The 21367-nt window shown below is 72.6% G+C and carries 19 protein-coding genes; 9 read left to right on the forward strand and 10 right to left on the reverse strand.

Features of this window, described 5'->3' with window-relative positions; translation table 11 throughout:
• Positions 1-52: 52 nt before the first annotated feature.
• A complete protein-coding gene (locus FFT21_RS08885) occupies positions 53-484 on the reverse strand; it encodes a MarR family winged helix-turn-helix transcriptional regulator (RefSeq protein ID WP_137813402.1) in 432 nt (143 codons plus the stop codon).
• Positions 485-522: 38 nt separating this feature from the next.
• On the reverse strand, positions 523-1992 hold the full coding sequence (locus FFT21_RS08890; protein ID WP_137813305.1) for an NCS2 family permease: 1470 nt from the start codon (positions 1990-1992) through the stop codon (positions 523-525).
• Positions 1993-2170: 178 nt separating this feature from the next.
• Here FFT21_RS08890 and FFT21_RS08895 point away from each other — a divergent pair, with 178 nt between their 5' ends.
• Complete coding sequence (locus tag FFT21_RS08895) at positions 2171-2482, forward strand: DUF2530 domain-containing protein (protein ID WP_225978233.1); 312 nt, start codon at positions 2171-2173, stop codon at positions 2480-2482.
• A gap of 1579 nt (positions 2483-4061) precedes the next feature.
• The gene (locus tag FFT21_RS08900; protein WP_192909441.1) at positions 4062-4535 is read left to right on the forward strand and encodes an NUDIX domain-containing protein; all 474 of its coding nucleotides are present in this window, start codon (positions 4062-4064) and stop codon (positions 4533-4535) included.
• Positions 4536-4544: 9 nt separating this feature from the next.
• Here FFT21_RS08900 and FFT21_RS08905 read toward each other — a convergent pair whose 3' ends face one another.
• Genes FFT21_RS08905 through FFT21_RS08915 form a run of 3 tightly spaced genes read right to left on the reverse strand, consistent with a single transcriptional unit; the run spans position 4545 to position 8820 of the window.
• Complete coding sequence (locus FFT21_RS08905) at positions 4545-7562, reverse strand: sacsin N-terminal ATP-binding-like domain-containing protein (protein ID WP_137813308.1); 3018 nt, start codon at positions 7560-7562, stop codon at positions 4545-4547.
• A 2-nt stretch (positions 7563-7564) separates the two neighbouring features.
• Complete coding sequence (locus tag FFT21_RS08910; RefSeq protein ID WP_371856748.1) at positions 7565-8416, reverse strand: DUF3027 domain-containing protein; 852 nt, start codon at positions 8414-8416, stop codon at positions 7565-7567.
• A 41-nt stretch (positions 8417-8457) separates the two neighbouring features.
• Positions 8458-8820 carry a GntR family transcriptional regulator gene (locus FFT21_RS08915; RefSeq protein ID WP_137813309.1) on the reverse strand — a complete coding sequence of 121 codons (363 nt, stop codon included), beginning with the start codon at positions 8818-8820 and terminating at the stop codon, positions 8458-8460.
• A gap of 134 nt (positions 8821-8954) precedes the next feature.
• Here FFT21_RS08915 and FFT21_RS08920 point away from each other — a divergent pair, with 134 nt between their 5' ends.
• Together FFT21_RS08920 and FFT21_RS08925 are read left to right on the forward strand one after the other, a co-directional pair.
• Positions 8955-10646, forward strand: coding sequence for an MFS transporter (locus tag FFT21_RS08920; protein WP_371856749.1), 1692 nt, complete (start codon positions 8955-8957; stop codon positions 10644-10646).
• Positions 10647-10657: 11 nt separating this feature from the next.
• Entirely contained in the window at positions 10658-11131 is a 474-nt protein-coding gene (locus tag FFT21_RS08925) for a DUF2771 family protein (RefSeq protein WP_137813404.1), read from the forward strand.
• On the opposite strand, the gene FFT21_RS08930 is transcribed toward FFT21_RS08925, so the two are convergent.
• Positions 11128-11517: a cold-shock protein gene (locus tag FFT21_RS08930; protein ID WP_137813405.1), complete on the reverse strand. Its 390-nt coding sequence runs from the start codon at positions 11515-11517 to the stop codon at positions 11128-11130. The two genes, FFT21_RS08925 and FFT21_RS08930, sit on opposite strands and share 4 nt — an antisense overlap.
• Before the next feature lie 167 nt (positions 11518-11684).
• Between FFT21_RS08930 and FFT21_RS08935 the strand changes: the two genes are divergently transcribed.
• Positions 11685-11891 carry a hypothetical protein gene (locus tag FFT21_RS08935; protein WP_137813310.1) on the forward strand — a complete coding sequence of 69 codons (207 nt, stop codon included), beginning with the start codon at positions 11685-11687 and terminating at the stop codon, positions 11889-11891.
• Positions 11892-11993: 102 nt separating this feature from the next.
• Positions 11994-12947: a R2-like ligand-binding oxidase gene (locus FFT21_RS08940; RefSeq protein WP_137813311.1), complete on the forward strand. Its 954-nt coding sequence runs from the start codon at positions 11994-11996 to the stop codon at positions 12945-12947.
• 24 nt (positions 12948-12971) lie between these two features.
• Here the strand turns inward: FFT21_RS08940 and FFT21_RS08945 are convergent, their stop codons facing one another.
• The gene (locus tag FFT21_RS08945) at positions 12972-13427 is read right to left on the reverse strand and encodes a VOC family protein (RefSeq protein ID WP_225978234.1); all 456 of its coding nucleotides are present in this window, start codon (positions 13425-13427) and stop codon (positions 12972-12974) included.
• 197 nt (positions 13428-13624) lie between these two features.
• On the opposite strand from FFT21_RS08945, the gene FFT21_RS08950 reads away from it, so the two are divergent.
• Complete coding sequence (locus FFT21_RS08950) at positions 13625-14404, forward strand: polysaccharide deacetylase family protein (RefSeq protein ID WP_137813313.1); 780 nt, start codon at positions 13625-13627, stop codon at positions 14402-14404.
• 4 nt (positions 14405-14408) lie between these two features.
• Positions 14409-15635, forward strand: a complete 1227-nt coding sequence (locus FFT21_RS08955; RefSeq protein WP_137813314.1) for a YncE family protein — start codon at positions 14409-14411, stop codon at positions 15633-15635.
• Positions 15636-15651: 16 nt separating this feature from the next.
• On the opposite strand, the gene FFT21_RS08960 is transcribed toward FFT21_RS08955, so the two are convergent.
• The 3 genes from FFT21_RS08960 to FFT21_RS08970 form a co-directional block, all read right to left on the reverse strand.
• Complete coding sequence (locus tag FFT21_RS08960; RefSeq protein WP_137813315.1) at positions 15652-16710, reverse strand: DUF2637 domain-containing protein; 1059 nt, start codon at positions 16708-16710, stop codon at positions 15652-15654.
• A 92-nt stretch (positions 16711-16802) separates the two neighbouring features.
• Positions 16803-18467, reverse strand: a complete 1665-nt coding sequence (locus tag FFT21_RS08965) for an AMP-binding protein (protein WP_137813316.1) — start codon at positions 18465-18467, stop codon at positions 16803-16805.
• A gap of 189 nt (positions 18468-18656) precedes the next feature.
• Positions 18657-20915 (reverse strand): helicase-associated domain-containing protein, encoded by a 2259-nt coding sequence (locus FFT21_RS08970; protein WP_137813317.1) that lies wholly within the window; start codon positions 20913-20915, stop codon positions 18657-18659.
• Positions 20916-21097: 182 nt separating this feature from the next.
• Between FFT21_RS08970 and FFT21_RS08975 the strand changes: the two genes are divergently transcribed.
• Positions 21098-21286 carry a hypothetical protein gene (locus tag FFT21_RS08975; RefSeq protein ID WP_137813318.1) on the forward strand — a complete coding sequence of 63 codons (189 nt, stop codon included), beginning with the start codon at positions 21098-21100 and terminating at the stop codon, positions 21284-21286.
• Positions 21287-21367: the final 81 nt, after the last annotated feature.

Consider the following 21367-nt stretch of genomic DNA (forward strand, 5'->3'; position numbering starts at 1 on the left):
GCTCTTTCCTGGCAGATCCGCTTCCGCCCACGTACGCCGGCACCTCCGCTGTCTACTGCCCCGCCATTCGATCGATGATCTCCGCCGCCCGGCCGAGCAGGTCCCGTTCCTCGCTGGTCAGCTCGGCAAGACGCTTGTCGAGCCAGGCCTCGCGGGCGGACACCTCGGCCTCGATGTAGTCCACGCCCGCCTCGGTCAGCTCCACGATCGCCTGCCGGCCATCGGTGGGGTGCGGCCGCCGCGATACGTAACCCAGCTCCTCCAGCGCGGCGATGACCCTGGTCATCGACGGCGGCTGGACTCCCTCCTTGGCGGCCAGCTCACCCGGGGTGAGCGAGCCGCATTTGTGCAGGCAGGACAGCGCGGAGAGCTGGGTGAGCGAGACCACCGAGCTGGTGCGCTGCGCCCGCAGCCGCCGGTTCAACCGCACCACGGCCAGCCGGAGGCGGCTGGCCAGGCCGGGGTTCTCCTGGGCGGACTGCACCACCTCGTTAGTGTACCTCACGAACTGTCCCCGGTGTCCTAGGGTGCGAGCGCGGACTGGATCGGGCCGACCGCGAAGTAGGCCACGAAGGCCACCGCCACCACCCACATCAGCGGGTGGATCGCGCGAGCCTTGCCGGTCAGCGTGCGCAGCAACACGTAGCTGACGAAGCCGGCGCCGATGCCGTTGGCGATGGAGTAGGTGAACGGCATCACCACGATGGTGAGGAAGGCCGGTAGGCCGACCGTGAAGTCGGCGAAGTCGATGTCCCGGATCTGCGCGATCATCAGCGCGCCGACCACGACCAGCGCGGGCGCCGCCGCCTCCACCGGCACCACCTGGTACAGCGGGGTGAGGAACATCGCGGCGAGGAAAAGCACCCCGGTGACCACGTTGGACAGCCCGGTCCGGGCACCCTCGGCGATCCCGGAGGCCGACTCCACGAACACCGTGTTGGAACTGGACGAGCAGGCGCCGCCGGCCACCGCGCCCAGGCCCTCCACGAACAGCGCCCGGCCGACGCCGGGCAGTTGACCGTCCCTGCCGACGAAACCGGCCTCCTTGCCCAGGCCGGTCATGGTGCCCATGGCGTCGAAGAAATTCGCCAGCACCAGGGTGAACACCAGCAGCGTCGCGGTGATCGCCGGCAGCCGCGTCCACGCACCGAAGGAGAACGCGCCGACCAGCGACAGGTCCGGCAGGCCGAGCACGTGCTGCGGCACCGCCGGATAGCCGAGGTCCCAGCCCTTCGGGTTGCTGCCGTGCGACAGTCCGGCGTGCACCAGCGCCTCGACCACGATGGCCAGCACCGTGGTGATCAGCACACCGAGCAGGATCCCGCCGCGGACCCGCCGGGCGACCAGCACGCCGGTGATGATGAGGCCGGCGACGAACACGGCGGTCGGCCAGGACCCGATAGACCCGTTGATGCCCAGGCCGACCGGGACAGTGGTGTTCGCCGCGTCCGGCAGCCGGCGCACGAAGCCGGCGTCGACCAGCCCGATCAGTGAGATGAACAGGCCGATACCGACGGCGATGGCCGACTTCAGCGGGGCGGGTACGGCGTTGAACACCGCGGTGCGGAAGCCGGTGGCGACCAGCGCCAGGATCACCAGGCCGTCCACCACGACCAGGCCCATCGCCTCCGGCCAGCTCACCTGGGGCGCGATGGTCACCGCGAGCAGCGTGTTGATGCCCAACCCGGTGGCGATGGCGAACGGGTAGTTGGCGACGAGTCCGAAGAGGATCGTCATCACCCCGGCCACCAGCGCGGTGACCGCGGCCACCTGCGGCACCGGCAGCACGTGCCCGAGCACGTCCCGGTGCGCCGAGGCGTCCGTGGCCGAGTAACTGCCCAGGATCAGCGGGTTGAGCAGCACGATGTAGGCCATCGTGACGAAGGTGACCAGCCCGCCGCGCACCTCGCGGCCCACGGTCGACCCGCGCTCAGAGATCCTGAACCAGCGGTCCAGCGCCGGCTTCTTCCCGGTCGTGGTCACGGTCGTCATGGGGCCCCTGTCCACTGTGTCTCATTCGGAAGTTCGCGTTGTCCAGCGCCCGGCGCCGGCTCCCGGTGCTCGTCGCCACACCGCCCGCTCCCGCCCGCCACGGCCCGCGGTCGCTGCGGCAGGTACCGAACAACGCTCACCCATGCTCACCCGGTCGTGTGCCGGTAGCCTGCCTGACGTGGGCGAGGAACCTCAAACCGTCCGGCCGTCCGGACCCGGCCGGCCCGGCGGTGCACTGCCCCGCCCGCCGTCGCTGCCGCCGCGGCTCGCCGATCCGGTTCCGGTGCTCGCGGTGGGCACCACGCTGTGGCTGCTCGCGTTCGTCACCCTCCTGGTGGCGCGAGTCGGTTTCGGGTTCGACCGCCCGGTCTGGCTGTGGACCACGCTGTGCGGCGCGGTGCTCGGCGTGATCGGATACGGCATCTTTCGCTGGCAACGCGCTGCCGCCCGCCGCGACCCGCGCAACTCCCAGCGCGGCTTAGGCCTCTGAGGGCGGTGTCCGGAAGCTCACATCGATCCCGACATGCCCGCCCAGGCGGGACCGATACGCCATCACCTGTCCCCAGTCCCTCCATGCGACGCACCGTGGCAACGCGGCTGCCGACGCCGTATCCGTGCCGTCCACGTGACGGCGCCGCTTCACCGCGCTGAACCTGGTTCACCGCGCCGCTGCTGGTCCAGGCTCGGCGTCCCGGACAACGCCTGTGGGCTCCCCGACTGGCATGTCCGGGGAGCCCACAGGTGCGGCAATCTGTATTCCTGATGCTCCCCAGTCACGAATACTGGACAGTCTGTGGCGATACCGCCACGCGGGTGGCAGGAAGTGACGTGAACCTCGAGCGCAACTTGTCAGCGACAAGCAGGTGGATGCAGCCAGTTCACCATGTGCAGGTGAATCGTTCAACATGATGAAGGGAGCCAGGAATATCTGCGGTCACGGTGTTTCGCCCGGAGTCCGGAAACTTACATCGATTCCTACCTGCTCACCCAGGCGCGAGCGGTAAACCATGAACTGTCCCATCGCCTGCCGAAGGTAAGACTCGCCCGACTCCATATGTGAGATGTCCGGGGATGTGTCGGTAATACGCCTACATTGGCGTTCCATCTCCGCAGTGATCTCCGTCAAGGCCGCCACGGTCGCCACCAAGGACCCCAGACGTTCGTACGCCTGCTCTGGAGTAAGCGTCACCGGGTCGTGGTCTGGAGGTCACGGAGCACCCTATGGATGTCGTTGAGTAGCTCCACATTCGCAACCTTGGCCCGCATGACGCCCCCTGTTGATCCACAGCGACTGTGTTGGTGAGACCAGCCTATCGGTTGGAAGTTGGTCGCGGCCGGTGTCGTCTCGTCGGCCCGGTAGCGGCCGCTCGGCTCATTGAGTCGCATCAGGCGCAGGCTCGGCGTCCCGGACTCGGTCGGCTCGTAATCGAGCAAGCGGCGCCTCGTGCGGCAGGATCACGTAGCCGTGGGCGCACTCGAGACCGGCCGAGCCGTGCGAGTGCCAGGTGTCGCAGCGGTGCCCCGCGGCGGTCTCGTAGAACGGGCCGGCGCCGCCCGCCGGCCGAGCGACCGGTGTTTGTCGAAGCCTCATGGCGTACTCCCCCGAACGTCGCATCCTGATCGTGGGTTGCGCGGCGAGGGCCCCGGGGTGGCCACGGGGAGGACGACGACCCTCGCCGCGCGTCCTGTCACTCCGGGGCGACCTCACCCCGAACGAAAGGAGCCCGCAGAGTTGGTTGCGAGACGTGGTTCGCGTTGCATCCCTCGATCGCACCAACGGCGACACGGCGCTCGCGCAGTCGTCCCACCCGCGCGAGACGGTGACCGACACGCACTCCGCCGCCGGACGAAGGAGACGCCTCCGTACTCCATAACGGTGATGCTCCCGCTGCTATCGCAGCGGCCACCACCTGCCCTTGCAGTCACCGCAAATGACCGTAAATCCTGAGCACAAGCTGAAACCTTTCGCGGATCAAGCCTGGAATCAGCCCAGTAGGTCAACGAAAGCCAACAGCCATCTGAGCACTGCTCGTATGCGTATACTTCATCAACGGGCTATCGTTGACCCCATGAAATCCCAGCCTTCGATGGCTACACCCCGCGTGTCGGCCGGCGTCGTCGCCCTGCACGGCGACGCCGTCGCCATGGTGCGCACCACGTACAAGGACTACTGGGACGTCCCAGGCGGGTACGTCGAGCCTGGCGAGTCGCCGGAGTCAGCGTGCCGCCGTGAAGTCCGCGAGGAACTTGGGATCGACGCCGGACGCCTGGTCTTCGCGAGCGTCGATTGGGCACCGAACAAGGGCGAGGGTGACAAAATGCTCTTCCTTTTCGCCGCTCCTGACATCGGCCCGGCAGAACTCGCGGCTGCACACTTCGATGATGGGGAAATCGCCGAAGCCAGATTTATTCCACTTGCCGAGATTGGCGATTACACGATCCCTCGGCTGTCTCGTCGGCTCCGCGCAACGGCGGAAGCGATCAGTGCTGGGAGCGCGGTGTACCTGGAGCACGGTGTTTCGGCGGCGAGTAGGGCGAGTTGACCGGCCAAGTCAAGCCAGGTAGTTGACCGGGTCGGTGATGAGGGCGGCGAGGAGGTGGCGGTCGGGCCAGCGAGCGAGGACCCAGGCGAGCGCGCGGGCCAGACCCTCCGGGGTGTCCTCGGCATGGACGCGGCCGTCCTCGGTCACCCACCACGGGACCGCGCGGTCCGCCGTCTCCACCCGGACCAGCAGTTCGTCGTGCACCACGACGTCGCCGGCGGGCACCGGGCAGCCGAGCAGGTCGCACGCGACCACCACGGCGCCCAGTTCGGCCCAGCCGACGGGCTCGCCCTCGCTGATTACCTCGGCGACCACCTCGTCGGAGGCGAGTGGCAGGTCGAACAGGTCGGCCAGGGACCGCGCGGCGCTCGGCTCACCCTCGCCGGCCGGTTCGGTGCCGAACGGCTCCGGGCCGGCGGACACCACGCGCTCGGCCGGCAGGACGCCCAGCGACCACGGCCGGTCCAGCACCACCGCGTCGTCCGCGGCGACGGCGTCGCCGGACAGCACGCGTACCCGCTCCGGGGGATCCAGATCGGACACATCGACCCGACCGGCGCGCACCGCCTCGGCCAGCGCGGCATGCGCCCAAATCGCGGCGCCGGCCGGCACCGGGCGGCTCTTCTCGCCCAGCCGCCGCACGAGGTCCACCGCGTCGTCCACATCGGACACCGCGAGGTCGGCGCGCACCCCGACGGCGGTGAGCAGGGACTCATCCAGCCCGATATCCGGCAGCGGGTCGTAGAGGCCGGCCAGGGACCGCGCCGAGGGCAGCCGCCAGTCCCGGGGCGGCCGGCCGGCCAGCACCGCGTTGCGGGCCAGCCACCACGGCGTGTACCCGGTGCGCTGGTAGAGCACCCGCCGGGTGTCCGGGTCGGCGGTGAGCAGCCGCAGTGCCTCCGGCCAGCGTCCCTCCGCGACCAGGTCGAGGTGGGGTACCGCGACGAGTTCGGTGACCACGTCGTCGGCGACCGTGGCCCACCAGCTCTCCTCGTCCGGCAGGCCGTGGTCCGGGCCGCTCGGCGCGTCGTCGGTGAGCAGGGTGAAAGAGTCGAGCACGCCGATTCCGGTGAGCACGTCGCGGGGCCAGCGCTCGGCCACCGTGCCGTCCAGCACACCGAGCGGGCCGCCCGCGCCGAGGGCGGCCGGGTCGAGGATCTCCCGCAGCGGTGCGTCCGGCAGCACCAGCTCGTCGGCCCTCCGAGGCTCGCCGTCGGCGTCCGGCAGGGCGAGCGCGGCCAGCCACGGCCGGCTGCCCCGCTCGGCGCCGGCCTGGCCGACCAGCCGCAGCACCACGTCGGCCAGCGGCTGCGGGTCGGTGCCGGACACCGCGTCGGCCACGCTGCTCTCCACCGCGGCCTGCAGCGCGGGCGCGTCGAGCAACTGGTCGGCGTCGGCGCGGCGGGCGCCGAGCCGGGCCAGCAGCGGGTGCGTGGCCTCCGGGTGGACCACCCGCAGCCCGGCGACGTCCAGCGAGGACAGCATGGTCGGGGTCGGCGAGTCGGCCTCGGGCAGCAGCACGCCGCGCGGGCCCAGCACGGTGCGGCCGTCGATCAGCGGCACCGGCAGCCCGCCCAGTTCCTCCCGGGCCGTGACGTCCTGCTCGGCCAGCGGGTCCAGGGCCGCGTACAGCCGGTGCCACCACGCCGGCGGCCGGTCGACTCCGGTGACCGCCGCCACCACGTCGGCCACCCGCAGCCGGGGCACGTCCAGCGCGGCGAGCGCGCGGGCGTGCCGGGACTCGGCGAACTCGGCCGGCAGCAGCCCGGTCAGCACGCCGCCGAGCAGTCCGGCCAGCTCGGCGGAGGGCAGGTCGAGCACCTTCGCGTCGCGCGGGGCGACCTCGCCGCCGGCGGCCAGCGGCAGCCAGGCGGAAGTGCGCAGCTCGGCGAGTACCAGCTCGCGCAGCTTGCCGTCCACTTCGGACAGCGGGAAGCCGGGAAGCGGCACGAGTGCGGTGCGCTGCTCCGGCGGTAGCGCGGTGACCAGGGTGGGGTAGGCCCTGACCGCCTCGGTGAGCACCGCATCCGCCGCGCGCCCGGGCAGCAGCCGGCGCCGGGACGGCTCCACCGGCACGGTGGCGAGCAGCCGGGCGGGCACGCTGGTCCGCTCGTCGGTCGGCGTCGGCACGTGCAGCACGTCCTCGCGCAGCGGCGCGGCGGCGCCGTTCTCGGTCAGCGGCACCGCCCAGCAGACGGTCCACTGCGGACGCTCGCGGGCCTCCACGCCGAGCCCGGCGAGCTGTTCCTCGGACAGCTCGCCGCTGGTGCGGCGGACCAGCCAGCGCACCGCCCGGCCGCCGCCGTGCAACACCACCACGCCCTGGCCGGTGTCCTCCCGCCACCAGGCGCGGTCGCCCATCTCGATCCTGGCCAGCCCGGGCAGGGCAAGCAGCAGGTCGGGCGCGTCCTGCTCGGCCGAGGCGAGCAGCGCGTCGGCGTCCACCCCGGGCCGCAGCGGCAGCCGCACCTCGGTGGTGAAACCCTCGGGTGGCGGCGGCTCGCCCTCCTCGACCGGCCACGGCAGCCGCAGCACGGGCACCGCGCCCTCCCGCGCCGCGGCCATCTCGGCCAGTTCCGGGTGCGCGGCGATGGTGCTGCTGGTCCGCTCGGCGGAGAACGAGACGCCACCGGAGGTGGACATCACGCGGGGCGCGTCGGTCACCGCGAGCACCGCGGCGAAGCCGATGCCGAACCGCCCGACGCTGCTGCCGTCCCGCTTGGCCGAGGCGCGCAGCGAGGCCAGCGCGGCCACGCCCTCGGCGTCGAGCGGCGCGCCGGTATTGGCCACCCGCAGCTCGCCGCCGACCACGGACAGCCGAAGCACGCCGGCGGTGCCGGCCTGCATGGCGGCGTCCGCGGCGTTCTGCGCGAGTTCAACCAGCAGCCGGTCCCGGTAGGCGCCGTAGCGGAGGTCCTCCTCGGCGTTCGCGTCCTCCCGGAACCGGGTGCGGGAGCCGCGCCAGGCGTCCAGGACCGCGGTGCGGAGCGCCTCCGTACCGAACGGATCACCGAAGGGGGTGCCCATGGTCACCGCTTCTCGGCGGCCGTGCCCTCCGCACCCGCTGTGTCTACTGTGGACGACCCGGCGGTCGACTCCACGTCCAGCTCGGCGTCGTCGTAGACGAGCTCGGCCACCGGGACCGGGGACGCGGTGTCCACCTGGATCTCGGAGTGTGCCCCGCAGCCGTACTCGACGTGCACCACGTGCCCGTCCGCCGGCGACATCTCGTTGGCGCACACCCCGAACGCCGCCCGCAGCGAACCCGGCAGCGGCAGGTAGAACCCGCACGTGCCGCACGGCTCCGGAGCGCTGCGCGCCATGTCGCTGTCCGGCCCGAACTCTCCGTGCTGCCAGCGCTCCGCGGCCGCCACCCGACCCTCCCGGGACAGCAGCCGGGCCCGGCCGAGCCCGATCTCGCCGGCCACCTCCAGCATGGCCTGGTCGTCCGAGTCGACGTAGCCGGGGACCAGCCGGGGGTCCTCCGGCTGCGCCGGCAGCAGGTCACCGACGCCGAGGTCGCCGGCGCGGACCCGCTCCTGCCACGGCACCCACTCGGGGGCCACCAGCGCGTCCGGCCCGGGCAGCAGCACGACCTCGCTGACCGTCACCGGGGTGCCCGGCTCGGCCGTGGCCACCGTCACCGCCCATCGCCAGCCGCGGTAGCCCGGGTGCAGCGTCTCGAACAGGTGCGTGGCGGCGGCCGGGTCCTCGGCGTCCACCCCGACGTGCCGGCCGACCCCGTCCTCGCCGGCCTCCGTCTCGGCGGCGGCGCGGGCCAGGTCGACGGCGGCGGCGAGCACCGGGTCCGGGCGCAGGCCGCCGTCGGGGCCGTCGGCGTGTCCTGCGGGACGGCTTCCTTGCGTCGGCGTGGGGGTCACACCCCGATTGTGCCGCACGTCTCCCGAGGCCAGCCGCCCGGCTAGGGCCCGGGCGAGGCCAGCGCGGCACGCACGATCCGCAGCGCCTCGGCGTGGTCGATGCCCAGGCCACGGACGGTGGCAGCGTACTCCCGGGCGGCCGCCTCGGCGCGCTCCCTGGCGAGGTCGCCGGCCGGGGCGACGAACGTCCCGGCGCGGCCCCTGGTGACGACCAGGCCGGCCTCCTCCAGTTCGCGGTACGCCCTGGCCACGGTGTTCACGGCGAGCCCGAGGTCGGCGGCGAGCCGGCGAACCGTGGGTAGCCGCGCCCCCACGGCCAGGGTGTGGTCCGTGATCCGTTGCGCCAGCTGGCGGCGGACCTGCTCGTACGGCGGCACGCCGGAACCGTGGTCGATGCTGATCACGCCGCCTCCTTTTCCGCGGGTTCGCGCGCGACCGCGGGTGCGTGCCCATCACGCGATCGGCCGCGCGCGGCAAAGTCAACCGTCCGGTCATGTGATCGTCGCGGGTGGCGGGAAACGGCGCATGCGGAGCCACCGTGGGGCAGGATGAGGGCATGGTTCCGCCCGGTTCCGCCGACCCGCCCGGCGGCGCCGCGCGTGGCCGTCCCGGCTGGAGCGGCGGGCGCCGGCGCCGGGACGTGCCACGGCCCCCGTCGCGGCCGTCGACCGGGCCGTCGGCACGGCCGGAGGCGCCCACCCGATGGCGCTCCGAGTGGTACCCGGATGACGAGGATGCCCCGCCGTCCAGTGCGCGGCACGGCTTCACCGAACCACCCCGGCCCCGGACCGCCGGGGACGACGGGCCGGCGCCGCCGCGCAAGCTGACCGTGACCAGGGTGGTGTTCTGGCGCGGCCGGGTGTTCACCCGGCGGGCGGTGCGCGCCTACCGCGGCGCGCTGCACGCCGACGGCGCCGACCGGTCCGGGCTGGCCGCGCTGACCAGGGCGGTGATGCTCAATTACGCCACCGACGCGACGCTGGCGGTGGCGCTGGCCAACACCCTGTTCTTCTCCGCCGCCACGGCGGAGAGCAAGACCAAGGTGGCGCTGTACCTGCTGGTCACGGTGGCGCCGTTCGCGCTGGTCGCGCCGGTCATCGGCCCCGCGCTGGACCGGGTGCAGCAGGGCAGGCGGGTGGCGCTGGCGGTGTCCTGCCTGGGGCAGGCGCTGGCCGCGGTGGTGATGGCGCTGCACTACGGCGACTGGCTGCTCTACCCGGCGGCGCTGGCCACCATGGTGCTGTCCAAGTCGTTCACGGTCCTCAAGGCCGCGGTCACGCCGAGGGTGCTGCCCGAGGGGATCACCCTGGTCAAGACGAACGCCCGGCTGACCGTGTTCGGGCTGGCCGCCAGCGCCGTTTTCGGCGCGCTCGCCGCGGGGCTGGCCAAGCTGTCCGGTTCACCCGGGGCGCTGTGGTTCACCGCCGTGCTGGCGGTCGTGGACGCCGCACTGTGCCTGCGCATCCCGTCCTGGGTGGAGGTCACCGAGGGCGAGGTGGCCACGTCGCTGCGGGCCAGGCCGCGCCGGCCGAGGCGGACCCCGATGGGCGGCCGGGTGCTGGTCGCGCTGTGCGGCAACGGCACGATCCGGCTGCTCACCGGGTTCCTCACGCTGTTCGCCGCGTTCGTGGTCAAGGCGCAGACCGAGCACTCGCCGCTGCGCCAGGTGCTGCTGCTCGGCATGATCGGCGCGGCGGCCGGGATCGGCAACTTCCTGGGCAACGCGGTGGGCGCGCGGGTGCACTTCGGCCGGCCGGACCAGGCTGTGATCGGCTGCCTGTCCGGTGTGCTGGCGGCCACCGTGCTGGCGGCGGTGCTGCCGGGCATCGTGACCGCCGCAGTACTCGGGCTGATCGGCGCGACCGGCAGCGCGCTGGCCAAGGTGAGCCTGGACGCGACCATCCAGGACGACCTGCCGGAGGCGGCCAGGGCGTCGGCATTCGGCCGCTCCGAGACCGTGCTCCAGCTCACCTGGGTGTTCGGCGGCGCGCTCGGCGTGCTGCTCCCGCCGACGTACTGGATCGGTTTCACCGTCATGTCCGCCGTGCTGGCGCTCGGCCTGGCGCAGACGGTGCTGTACCGGCAGGGCGCGTCGCTGCTTGGCTACCTCGGCCGCTGGACGCGGCTCGCCGACCGCTTCGGCCGGGGCCGGCGGGAACCGGAGCACACCAGTCCATTACCCACCGAACCAGCGGGTGGGCGGTCCGAGGGCGCGACCGGCACCACGTAGGCTCGACGGACGTGCGCCGAGTCGTTCTTCCCGCCGTGGTCGGCCTCGCCGCGCTGGGCGTGGCCGGATGCGCCGCCCCGCCGCACCCGGAGGTCACCTTCTACTCCGCCGGGCAAGCCGTCCGCACCGGTCCAACCCAGTACTGCGATCACCAGGGCGACCAGTGCGGCGCCGACCCCCGGGCCGGCGCGGTGCTGCGCGTGCCGGCCGGGAAGCCGGTGCAGATCTCGGTGCCCGGCGAGGTCGGCGACGCGGCGTGGCAGGTGGTGTTCCGGTACCGCGAGCCGGGCGGCGCGGAGCAGGAGGCCCGTAGCTCGGTGTTCGCCCCGGGCGACCGGCTGGCCTACACGCTGGTGCTGCCGCACGCCGGGGACCGGCTGGAGACCGCCGAGGTGCAGCGGTTCGGCGGTCTCGCGGCCGGCCCGGACGGCCTGGAGTACCTGATCGGTGCCACCTGGGTGCTCTCCGTGGACGAGCGCGGCTAGCTAGGGTCCAACTCCCTGGCCACCGCGCGCACCACCTCGGCGATGCGCTTGGCGTTCTTCCGGTCCGGGTAACGACCTCGGCGCAGCTCCGGCTGGACCTTCGCCTCCAGCAGCTTGATCATGTCCTCGATGAGGCCGTGCAGCTCATCGGCGGGACGGCGACGTGCCTCGGTGACGGAGGGCAGCGGATCGATCAACCGGACGGACAGCGCCTGCGGCCCGCGTCGCCCCTCGGCCATGCCGAACTCGATGCGCTGGCCGGCCTTGAGCGTCTGGACGCCCGGCGGCAAGGCGGAGGCACGCACGTACACGTCCTCGCCGCCGTCCTGGGTGACGAAGCCGAAGCCCTTCTCCGAGTCGTACCACTTGACCCTTCCGGTCGGCACTGTGCTCACCGTTCCCTCATCGTCTGGTCCGCGTCGTGGCGCGGCGACGTCCGGAGACGTCCCCCGCACGACGAACGCGCCCCAGGGCGTGCCCAGGACGCGCTCCATCAAGCGTAGCGAGGAATGCCGGCGCCGGGGGATCTGGTTACCGGACTAGGCTTCCCGCCATGGCCATGCCCACCTCGCGGAGCGCGTTCCTGCCGGTCGCCGTCGCGGTGTTCGCCGCCGGCCTGGTCGCCGTGCTGGCGGTGCTGGCGCTGTTCGCGTCCGGCCGGCACGACCTGCCGGTCTGGCTGTCGGCGTGCGCCATGCTCACCCCGGTCGGCCTCGCGCTCGGCGTGGTCGGCGCGGTGCTGGACGGCCGCCGGCGCTGACCCGACAGTCCAGGACGCGCACGGTCGCCCGGCCGTCCGGGGCCGCGCGACCGTGGTACGAATCACCCTCCCGGACCCGCGCATCGGAACAGGAGAAAAGCCGTGGACCCGTTGCACCGCCAGGGCTTTCATTCCCTGCGTGCCGGCGGCCTGAACTGGGATTCCCTGCCTCTTCGGCTGTTCGTCAGCGGCAACGCGAAATGCTGGAATCCCGCGGACATCGACTTCGACCGGGACGCCGAGGACTGGCGCGGGTTGGCCGGGGCGGAGCGCACCGCGCTGGCGTACCTGGCCGCGATGTTCGTCGCGGGCGAGGAGGCGCTCGCCGGGCACGCCCGGTCGTTCATCGCGGCCATGTCCGGCGAGGACCGGTTCGGCGACGTCATGTACCTGACCCAGTCCGGCTTCGAGGAGGCCAGGCATGCCGAGGCGTTCCGCCGCTGGCTGGACGCCGTGGAGCTGGCCGGCGACCTGCAGCGCCACGTGCTGGACAACCCCGGCTACCGGACGCTGTTCTGCGAGGCGCTGCCCGAGGCGATGCGCGCGCTCGACGACGATCCCACGCCCGCCAACCAGGTCCGGGCCAGCGTCACCTACCACCACATCATCGAGGGCACCCTCGCGCTCACCGGCCATCTCGCCTGGAGCAGGCTGTGCCGGCTGCGCGGCATCCTGCCCGGGATACAGCAACTGCTCCGCCACGTCGGCGACGACCAGCGCAGGCACATGGCCTGGGGCACGTTCACCTGCCGCAGGCACGTGGCCGCGGACGACGCCAACTGGCACGTCGTGCTGCGCCGCACCGCCGAGCTGCTGCCGTACGCGCTGAGCGCCATCCAGTGGGTGCACGAGCAGTTCGACGAGGTCCCGTTCGAGCTGAACGTGCACCGGCTGGTCGGCTACGCCGCCGATCGCGCCCAGCGCCGGCTGGGCGCGATCGAAGCGGCGCGCGGGCTTCCGGTGGACCAGATCGACGTCGACCGCGCCCCCGAGCAGTTGGAGGAGCGGTTCTTCGCCGAGGACGCCGCCACGCTCGCCGTCACCGTGCCGCGATAGCCGCCGTGCCGCGCCAGCCGCCGCTCAGCCGCCGACGTGCTGGTGCAGGCAGAGAATGTTGCCCTCGGTGTCGACGAACCAGGCCGCCTTCTCGCCCTGCATGTCCGCGATGTGGTCGCGCGTCCTGAGGCCGGGCATGTCGTAGTCCTGGAAGCGCACGCCGCGCCGCTCCAGATCGCTGATCTCCCGGCGGATGTCGGGCACCTCGAAGCTGAGCACGGTGTGCTCGCTCTGCGCGCCCGGCTCGGCCGGCCGCAGCGCGATCATGTCGCACTCGCGCTCGCCGTCGGCGATCCGGAACAGGTGCATGCCATCCGGTGAGGTGCCCGCGTCGGCCAGGCCGAGCGCCTCGGCGTAGAAGTGCGTGGCCCGCTCCACGTCGGCCACCGGCAGGATGGTGGTGGTGTGGCTGGTGGTGAGCACGGGGACCTCCTCGTCGCTCCTGCGGCCGGCCCCGCGCCGGCCGGCGGACACCGTCACCGTCCCTCCGCACCCAACCCGCGGCTACGGTCGAACGTCCCCTGTCGGGCGAACCCGGTCCCACCCCACGGCGCAGTGCGGTGCCGCGTCCCCGGTCGACATGCGAACTTCGCAGGTCACCCCGGTGATGGCGGGCGCGAAGCGGGGTTCTAGGTTTTGCGCTGGACCAACACTGGCGCACCGAGGGAAAGGACACCGTGGCGGTGGACCGGCAGCCGCTATCCCGCCGGCGAGTACTGGGCCTGGGCGTCGCCTCGGCGGCCACACTCGCCGGGTGCTCGACGCCCCCGCGCGCCGCGCCGCCCGCGACCACCCAGCCCCGGCCCGTGGAGCCCACCCCAACGGCGACGTCGTCGTCAACCCCGGCCGCGCTCGTCGGGCCGGCGGTCGAACTGGTCCGCGGCGACGGCACCCGGCCGCAGGTCGCGCTGACCTTCCACGGCGCCGGCGACCTCGGCATCACCCGCCGGGTGCTGGACATCCTCGCGCAGCACCGGGCGAAGGTCACCGTGCTCGCCGTCGGCACCTGGCTGGCCGCCAGCCCGGACGCCGCCAAAATGATCGTGGACGGCGGGCATGAACTGGGCAACCACACCTGGAGCCATCCCGCGCTGTCGCATCTCGCGCCGTCCGCGGTGCGCGCGGAGATCGAACGCTGCCGGGACCGGCTGGTGCAGCTCACCGGCTCGCCCGGCGGCTGGTTCCGGCAGTCCCAGGGTCAGCACGCCACCCCGGATGAGCTGGCCGAGGCGGGCCGGGCCGGGTACTCCAGGGTGCTGTCCTACGACGTCGACTCGCTGGACTGGCAGGACCCCGGGCCGGCGACGATCCGCCGCGCCACGGCCGCCGCCCGGGCCGGCAGCGTGGTCAGCATGCATCTCGGCCACGAGGGCACGGTCCAGGCGCTTCCGGGCATTCTCGCCGACCTCGCCGACCGGGGGTTGGTCCCGGTCACCGCGAATGACCTCCTGAGGTGACCACTTGCGTCGAATCCTGATTCCCTCGCTGTGCCTGGTCGCGCTGGCCGCCGCGTGCTCTCCGGCCCAGCAGCAACCGGCCCCGAGCGCCGGTACCTCGGCACCGGCGTCCGAGACGTCGGCCGCGACGTCGACCGAGCCGTCCGAGTCCCCCACGGCCACCACGGCACCGGGACAACTGGCGGCGGAGGGCGGGCTGCCCGGCATGCCTCCGGTGACGGACGCGCACAACGTGTACGCGTCGGCAGCCGCCGGGATGGTTGCCGACGCCGTCAAGGGCGACCGGCCGCTGGTGTACGTGCCGCACACCAGATCCGGCGACGTGTGGGTGATCGACCCGACGAACTTCCGGGTGGTCGGCAGGTACCCGGCCGGAAGGGAGTTGCAGCATGTCGTGCCGTCCTACGACATGCGCACCCTGTACGCCACCGACGACCTGGGCGACCACGTGTTGCCGTTCGACCCGAAAACCGGCCAGCCGGGCAAGCCGTTCCCCGTGGTGGACCCGTACAACATGTACTTCACCCCGGACGGCGCGTTCGCCATCTCGGTCGCGGAACGGATGCGGAAGCTGGTCTGGTACGACCCGCACGGCTGGCAGATCAGGGGCGAGACGCCCACCCCGGACTGTGCCGGCGTCGACCACGCCGACTTCAGTCCCGACGGCAGGACGGCGGTGTTCACCTGCGAGTTCGCCGGCCGTGTCGCGGTCATCGACATCCCGTCGCACCGGCTGCTCCGCATGATCGACATGCCGCAGCGGCACACCCACATGGGGCCCCAGGACATCAAGCTCGCCCCGGACGGTTCCGCCTACTTCATCGCGGACTCGGACGCAGGCGGCGTGTGGGTACTGGACGGCGCCGCGACCCGGGTGCTGCGGTTCATCCCGACCGGCATGGGCGCGCACGGCCTGTACCTGGACCGGGAGGCCAGGCGGCTGTTCGTGACGAACCGGCACGAGGGCAGCGTCAGCGTGCTGGACGCCTACACCGGGACGGAGATCACCAAGTGGCGGATGCCCGGCGGTGGCAGCCCGGACATGGGCGGGTTGACCGCCGACGGCAGCCAACTGTGGCTGTCCGGCCGCTACGACCGGGTCGTCTACGTGATGTCGACCCGGGACGGATCGATGATCACCAAGATCCCGGTCGGCGACGGCCCGCACGGCCTGTGCGTCTGGCCGCAGCCGGGCCGCTACTCGCTGGGGCACACCGGCATCACCCGCTGACCGGGCGTCCCGACGCCTACTCCGAGACGGTGGCGAGCTGGTCCATCTCCTTGTGCGCCTCGCGGATCTGGGTGGCCGCCCACCTCGCCGACCGGCCGTAGCGGCGGCCGAGTTCGGCTGCGGAGAGTTCCTCGCCGCGTTCGGCCGCCGTGCGGTAGTCGGCTCGGGCCCGCCTGCGCTGCTCCTCCAGGGGCAGCGCGGTGTGCGGGTCCGCCGCGTCGTTCGGCCGTGCGGCGCCGCCGGTCCCGGGTTGCCCCGCGTCGCCCGGCACCGCACGGGCCAGGATCGGTGGGACCGCGGACCGCGCCGGCACGCTCGTCGCCGAACCGTTCCTGGCAGCACCGTTCCCGGCAGTGGCGCTCCTGCCAGCACCGTTCCCCGTGCCACGGTTCCTGGTCGCGCCGTTGTTCGTAACGCCGTTGTTGCCGGCGCCGTTGTTGGTGGCGCTGTTACCGGGGTAGCCGGTCTTGGCGGCGCCGTTCCCGGTCGCGGCGTTCGCGGCAGGCGTGACCGGCTGGCTCGGCGCGCCCGCGGTCGGGGCGAGTCGCCGCACCGCCGCGACGTCCTCGCCGGCGGGTGCCGGCGGCTGATCGGGTGAGTTTGCACCGCTCACGGGGATCTCCGCGGCGGCCGCCGTCCGGACCGCCCTGCGCCTGCTCAGCGCCAGCAGCGCGGTACCCGCGACGACCATGAGCCCGTCCACCACGAGCGGACCCACGTGCGCGTTCCACTGGTCCTCGCCCCACGCGAGGAGCAGCGCGGCCATGTGCCGGTAGCTCAGCAACGCGGCGCCGGCGGCAACCGTCCCGGCACCGGCGTACCGGGCCAGGTCCCACATCCAACCGCGCGGCCACGGCACCCGGGTGAGCACCTCGATCGCGCCCAGCAGCGCCAGCGGCCAGAACGCCGCGGCGATCTGCGGCCCGATCTCCGGAGTCCAGCCCGGACCGGCGCCCGGCGGAGGTACCCGGGCGTGCGCGACGTTCGCCGCGACCGACGCCACCGTGCCGCCGACGAAGGCGGCCCAGGACACGAGCCAGGCGTCTCTGGGTTTCTCCTTGCTGGCTTCGCTCACCGCAGTCCGTCCCTCCTCCGGGTCCTGGCCGTAGGGCAAGGTAACGGACCACGCTGGCGGCGACGAACCCGGAAGAGGGAACGGCCTGCTGGCTACGCGTGCCGCGCCCGCGCCGCGTCGCCGAGTCCGAGGATCTCCACGGCCCGCTCGCGCATCTCCACCTTGCGCACCTTGCCGGTCACGGTCATCGGGAACTCGTCGACGATGTGCACGTAGCGCGGGATCTTGTAGTGCGCCAGCTTGCCGGTGCAGAACTCGCGCAGCCGCTCGGCCGTCAGCGGCTCGGCACCCTGCCGGAGCCGCACCCAGGCCATCAGTTCCTCGCCGTACTTCTCGTCCGGCACGCCGATCACCTGCGCGTCAAGGATGTCCGGGTGGGTGTAGAGGAACTCCTCGATCTCGCGCGGGTAGATGTTCTCGCCGCCACGGATCACCATGTCCTTGATCCGGCCGGTGATGTTGACGTAGCCGTCGTCGTCCATGACCGCGAGGTCGCCGGTGTGCATCCAGCGGGCACGGTCGATGGCCTCGGCCGTCTTGTCCGGCTGTTCCCAGTAGCCCAGCATGACCGAGTAGCCGCGGGTGCACAGTTCCCCCGGCGTGCCCCGCGGCACGGTCAACCCGGTCACCGGGTCGACGATCTTGATCTCGACGTGCGGATGCACCCGACCCACCGTGGACACCCTGCGGTCCAGCGAGTCGTCGGCGCGGGTCTGGGTGGAGACGGGAGAGGTCTCCGTCATGCCGTAGCAGATGGTCACCTCGGTCATACCCATCCGCTCGACGACCTGCTTCATCACCTCGACCGGGCACGGTGAGCCGGCCATGATCCCGGTACGCAGGCTGGCGAGGTCGTAGGAGTCGAAGTCCGGCTCGGCAAGCTCGGCGATGAACATCGTCGGCACCCCGTACAGCGAGGTGCACCGCTCCGCCTGCACTGCCTGCAGGGTGGCCTTCGGCTCGAACGACGGGGCCGGGATGACCATGCACGCACCGTGGCTTGTGGCCGCGAGGTTGCCCATGACCATGCCGAAGCAGTGGTAGAAGGGCACCGGAATGCAGATCTTGTCGGCCTCGGTGTAGCCGCACAGTTCGCCGACGAAGTAGCCGTTGTTGAGGATGTTGTGGTGGGACAGCGTGGCGCCCTTGGGGAAGCCGGTCGTCCCGGAGGTGTACTGAATGTTGATCGGGTCATCGGCGCTGAGCCGGGACTGGGTGTCCGCCAGGGGCGCCCGGTCGGCGTTCCGCCCCGTGTCCACAACGGACGTCCACTCCGAACTGCCGATCAGGAGCACGTCGCGCAGGGCGGGACAGTTCGGGCGCACCTCGGCGATCATCGCGGCGTAGTCGGAGGTCTTGAAGCTGGGCGTGGCCACGAGCGTGCGGATGCCGGCCTGGCCCAGGACGTACTCGAGTTCGTGAACCCGGTAGGCGGGGTTGATGTTGACCAGGATGGCGCCGATCTTCGCGGTGGCGTACTGCGTGAAGACCCACTCGGCGCAGTTGGGCGCCCAGATGCCGACCCGGTCTCCCTTGGCGATCCCCAGGTCCAGCAGGCCGAGCGCGAGCGCGTCAACCTCGGCGGCGAGTTCGCGATAGGTCCAGCGGCGACCACCGGCTCGGTCGACGAGGGCAAGGCGATCCTCGTACGCGGCGACCGTCCGGTCGAAGTTGTCGCCGATGGTGTCGCCGAGCAACGGCGCGTCCGACGTACCCGACGCGTAGCTGGGCAACGCGGGAGAACCGGGGTTCGACACGGTGCACCTCCTCGTGCGCGGTGAGCCAGGGCACCATCCTCGCCGCCAAGACCATCTGGCGAAAGATGCCTGCCGGCCTCTCCCGATCCAGATGCTCGCAGCAACCACGCACCCAACCGCGCCGAACGCCCGAGCCGGCCCCAGCCCGGCTCGCCACACGGCCGAACGGAACCCCAACACACACGTGCGCTAGTCGACCAACGCCACGGACGTGATTCGGTGCAGCGGGTACCGCCGTAGCTCGCCGTGCGACTCGTCAAAGCCTTCCAGCATTCCGCCGCCCGCGCTGACCGGCTGGACGACGCGTTGGCTCGCGATTCCGTGGGAGTCCACGAATCCGACCCAGACACTCCGCCGGTCCCGGATGGCCTGGTGCAACACCGCCAGCGCGGCCGAAGGACCGAGAGATTTCCCGGACCCCGCAGCACCGCGCGCTGCCGCGGCGTGGTCGCCGGCTCGCACCTTCCGGACCAGTTCGGCCAGCTGTTCCTCGCTCGGTGCGCCGGATCCGGACACCGACCCACGGCGGGGAGCACCGGAACGGGCGGGCACCCGCCGACCCCGGGGCCGCAGATCGAGGACCTGCCCGTCCGGTCCCTCGGCCGCGGGGGTGAAGCCGGCGGCCCGCAGGCCGTCCAGCACCTCGACCAACGGCAGCGGGCTGACCAGCACGGTCGGCGCGATCCGGCGCAGCTCCAGCGGGCCCAGGTCCGGCTTGGCCAGTACCTCGCTGATCAGCACCGGGTCGTCGCAGCGCAGGAACGAGCTCGCCGCACCGCCGCGCAACTGCCCGTGCCGGCGCGCCACGTCATCGATCAGGTAGGTCAGCGACTGCGGCACCGGCGTCCGCGACCGGCTCTGGAACAGCTCGTGCAGTTCGGTGGCCGTCCGCCCGGCGTCCAGTGCGCGCCGCACCGAGGACTCGCTGACCCGGTACACCGTGGCGCTTCCGGCCGACTCCACGTCCGCGACCAGCGCGATCTCCTCGGCCAGTTCGGGTTCCAGCGGGCCGGGGGCGACCACGGTGAGATCGGCCTGCACGAGCACGTGGTCCAGCGGCGTCGGCAGCGCGCCCGCCATCCGCGCCGCCGCGCTCGCCGGGCTCTCGGCGAGCAGCGCCCGGCCGGCGCCGCTCAGCGCACCGAGCGCGACGATGCCCAGCGCGGTGGCCTCCCGCACCGTCCACCGCACGACCTCGTCACGTAGCCGGCCGCCGCGCCGGGGCGCCCGCCAGGCCAGCACCGCGGCCAACTGGTCCACGTCCGGCGCACCGCTGCCCGGCGGCAGCTCGGCCAGCGCGTCCAGCACCCGCCGCCGCTCGCGTGGCGCCAGCGGTCGGCGCAGCTCCTCCCCGAGCGGGTTCAGCAGGCGGTCACGCTCGTCCCGCAGGCCGACCAGCCCGGGTAGCCGAGGCAGCTCCAGCCATGCCTGGGCAAGGGACACCCACCGCTGCTCGGGGCGGGTGCGCAGCCAGGTGTCGACCACCGTGGTGGGCACCCACTCCGGCTCGGCACCGTCGCTGGCCGCGGCCAGCCCGGCGCCCACCACCAGCTCGACCAGCAGCGCGGCGCGCCCCTCGTCCACGTCCAACGCCCTGGCCAGCCGGCGCAGTTCGCGCACGCCGAGCCCGCCGGAGCGGAGTACCGGCGGCGGTTCGGAGGACCACAGCTCGATCAGGCCCTCGATGTGCCGCAGCAGTTCCAGCGCCTCACCCGCCGCCGTACCGTCCACGGTGGACTCTTCGCGCGCGGAAACGTCCATCGGCGGCTCGTCCACTTCGACCGTCCGCATGAGACGACCGCCGCGCAGCGCGAGCGCCACCTCCCTGGGCAGCTCCACGGTTTCCGCGTCCCGGCGCACCAGCAACCTCCTGGCGAGCAGCCGCTGCACCGGGGTCTCGGCGTGCTCCAGCGGCACCGTCCTGGCCGCGTCCCTGGTGCGCCCGACCGGCGGACCGGCGGCGAGGGTGTCCAGCAGCCGGCGCTCGGCGGGGTCCAGTTCGGTGAGCGTGGTCGCCAGGTCCGCCTCGGCCAGCTCGGGCACGGACCGGCCGAGCCCGCCCGGGAAGGCGGGGGCGGCCTCGCGCGCGGCGGGCACCACGGCGAGCTCCTCGTCCGGCCCCCAGGCGATGGCGATGCCGCGCAGCCGGTCCACGGCCGGCCGGACCCGCTCCGGCGGCACGGTGTCGCCGAACGCCGCCGCCACGGCGCCGAGCGTGACCGGCTCGGCGTCCGCGTTCAGCACGAGCAGCGCCTCGAGCACCGCCAGGGTGAGCGTGTCCAGGTCCTCGCAGGCCCGCGCCACCGAGGTGCGGGTGCCGACCCGGGTGGCCAGCACAGTGGTGTCCGCGGGCGGTGGGGTGGCGACGTCCGGGCGGGCGCGAAGCAGTGCCACGAGCGCGTCGTCATGCTGCGCTCGCAGCCAGTCGGCGAGTGAGATGCCGCCCATCATGCCCAACGTTATCCGGTGCGCCGCCGGGGTTTCCGCCGCCGCCCACCCGACCGGCGAAGGCGGCACGGGACGAGGCTCACGTTTTTCCCGGTCGAGGTCGGCTGCGGCGGCCGAGCCGCATCAGGCAGACTTGTGCCTGACGTAACACCCCCGACCTGGGCAAGTCCCGAGGAGGAGCCGTGGCCAAGGCCGCCCGCCGTGCCGACCGCGTCGACCCGCAGTGGCCGGAGAACCCGGACGGGTCGCACCCGGTGAGCGAACTCGCCAGCGACCTTCAGGGGGCGCTGTCCCCCTTCGGCGACGTCACGTTCCCACTCGAGGCGGACAAGCTCCCCTACCGCCACCCGGTGACCAAAATCAACAAGTGACCGCGGGGCGGCCCGCCGAGTCGTTGACGTTTCGCATATCTTCGCCCGTTAGGCTTCCTTGCTGGTCAGCGCGTACCTGAC

The organism is Gandjariella thermophila (assembly GCF_005405885.1).
GTDB classification, from domain to species: domain Bacteria; phylum Actinomycetota; class Actinomycetes; order Mycobacteriales; family Pseudonocardiaceae; genus Gandjariella; species Gandjariella thermophila.

Bases quoted from the DNA above. Each gene is read 5' to 3' on its own strand.
- FFT21_RS08890 (WP_137813305.1), bottom strand. From the start codon at position 1,992: ATGACGACCGTGACCACGACCGGGAAGAAGCCGGCGCTGGACCGCTGG.
- FFT21_RS08900 (WP_192909441.1), top strand. From the start codon at position 4,062: ATGAAATCCCAGCCTTCGATGGCTACACCCCGCGTGTCGGCCGGCGTC.
- FFT21_RS08905 (WP_137813308.1), bottom strand. From the start codon at position 7,562: ATGGGCACCCCCTTCGGTGATCCGTTCGGTACGGAGGCGCTCCGCACC.
- FFT21_RS08935 (WP_137813310.1), top strand. From the start codon at position 11,685: ATGGCCATGCCCACCTCGCGGAGCGCGTTCCTGCCGGTCGCCGTCGCG.
- FFT21_RS08970 (WP_137813317.1), bottom strand. From the start codon at position 20,915: ATGGGCGGCATCTCACTCGCCGACTGGCTGCGAGCGCAGCATGACGAC.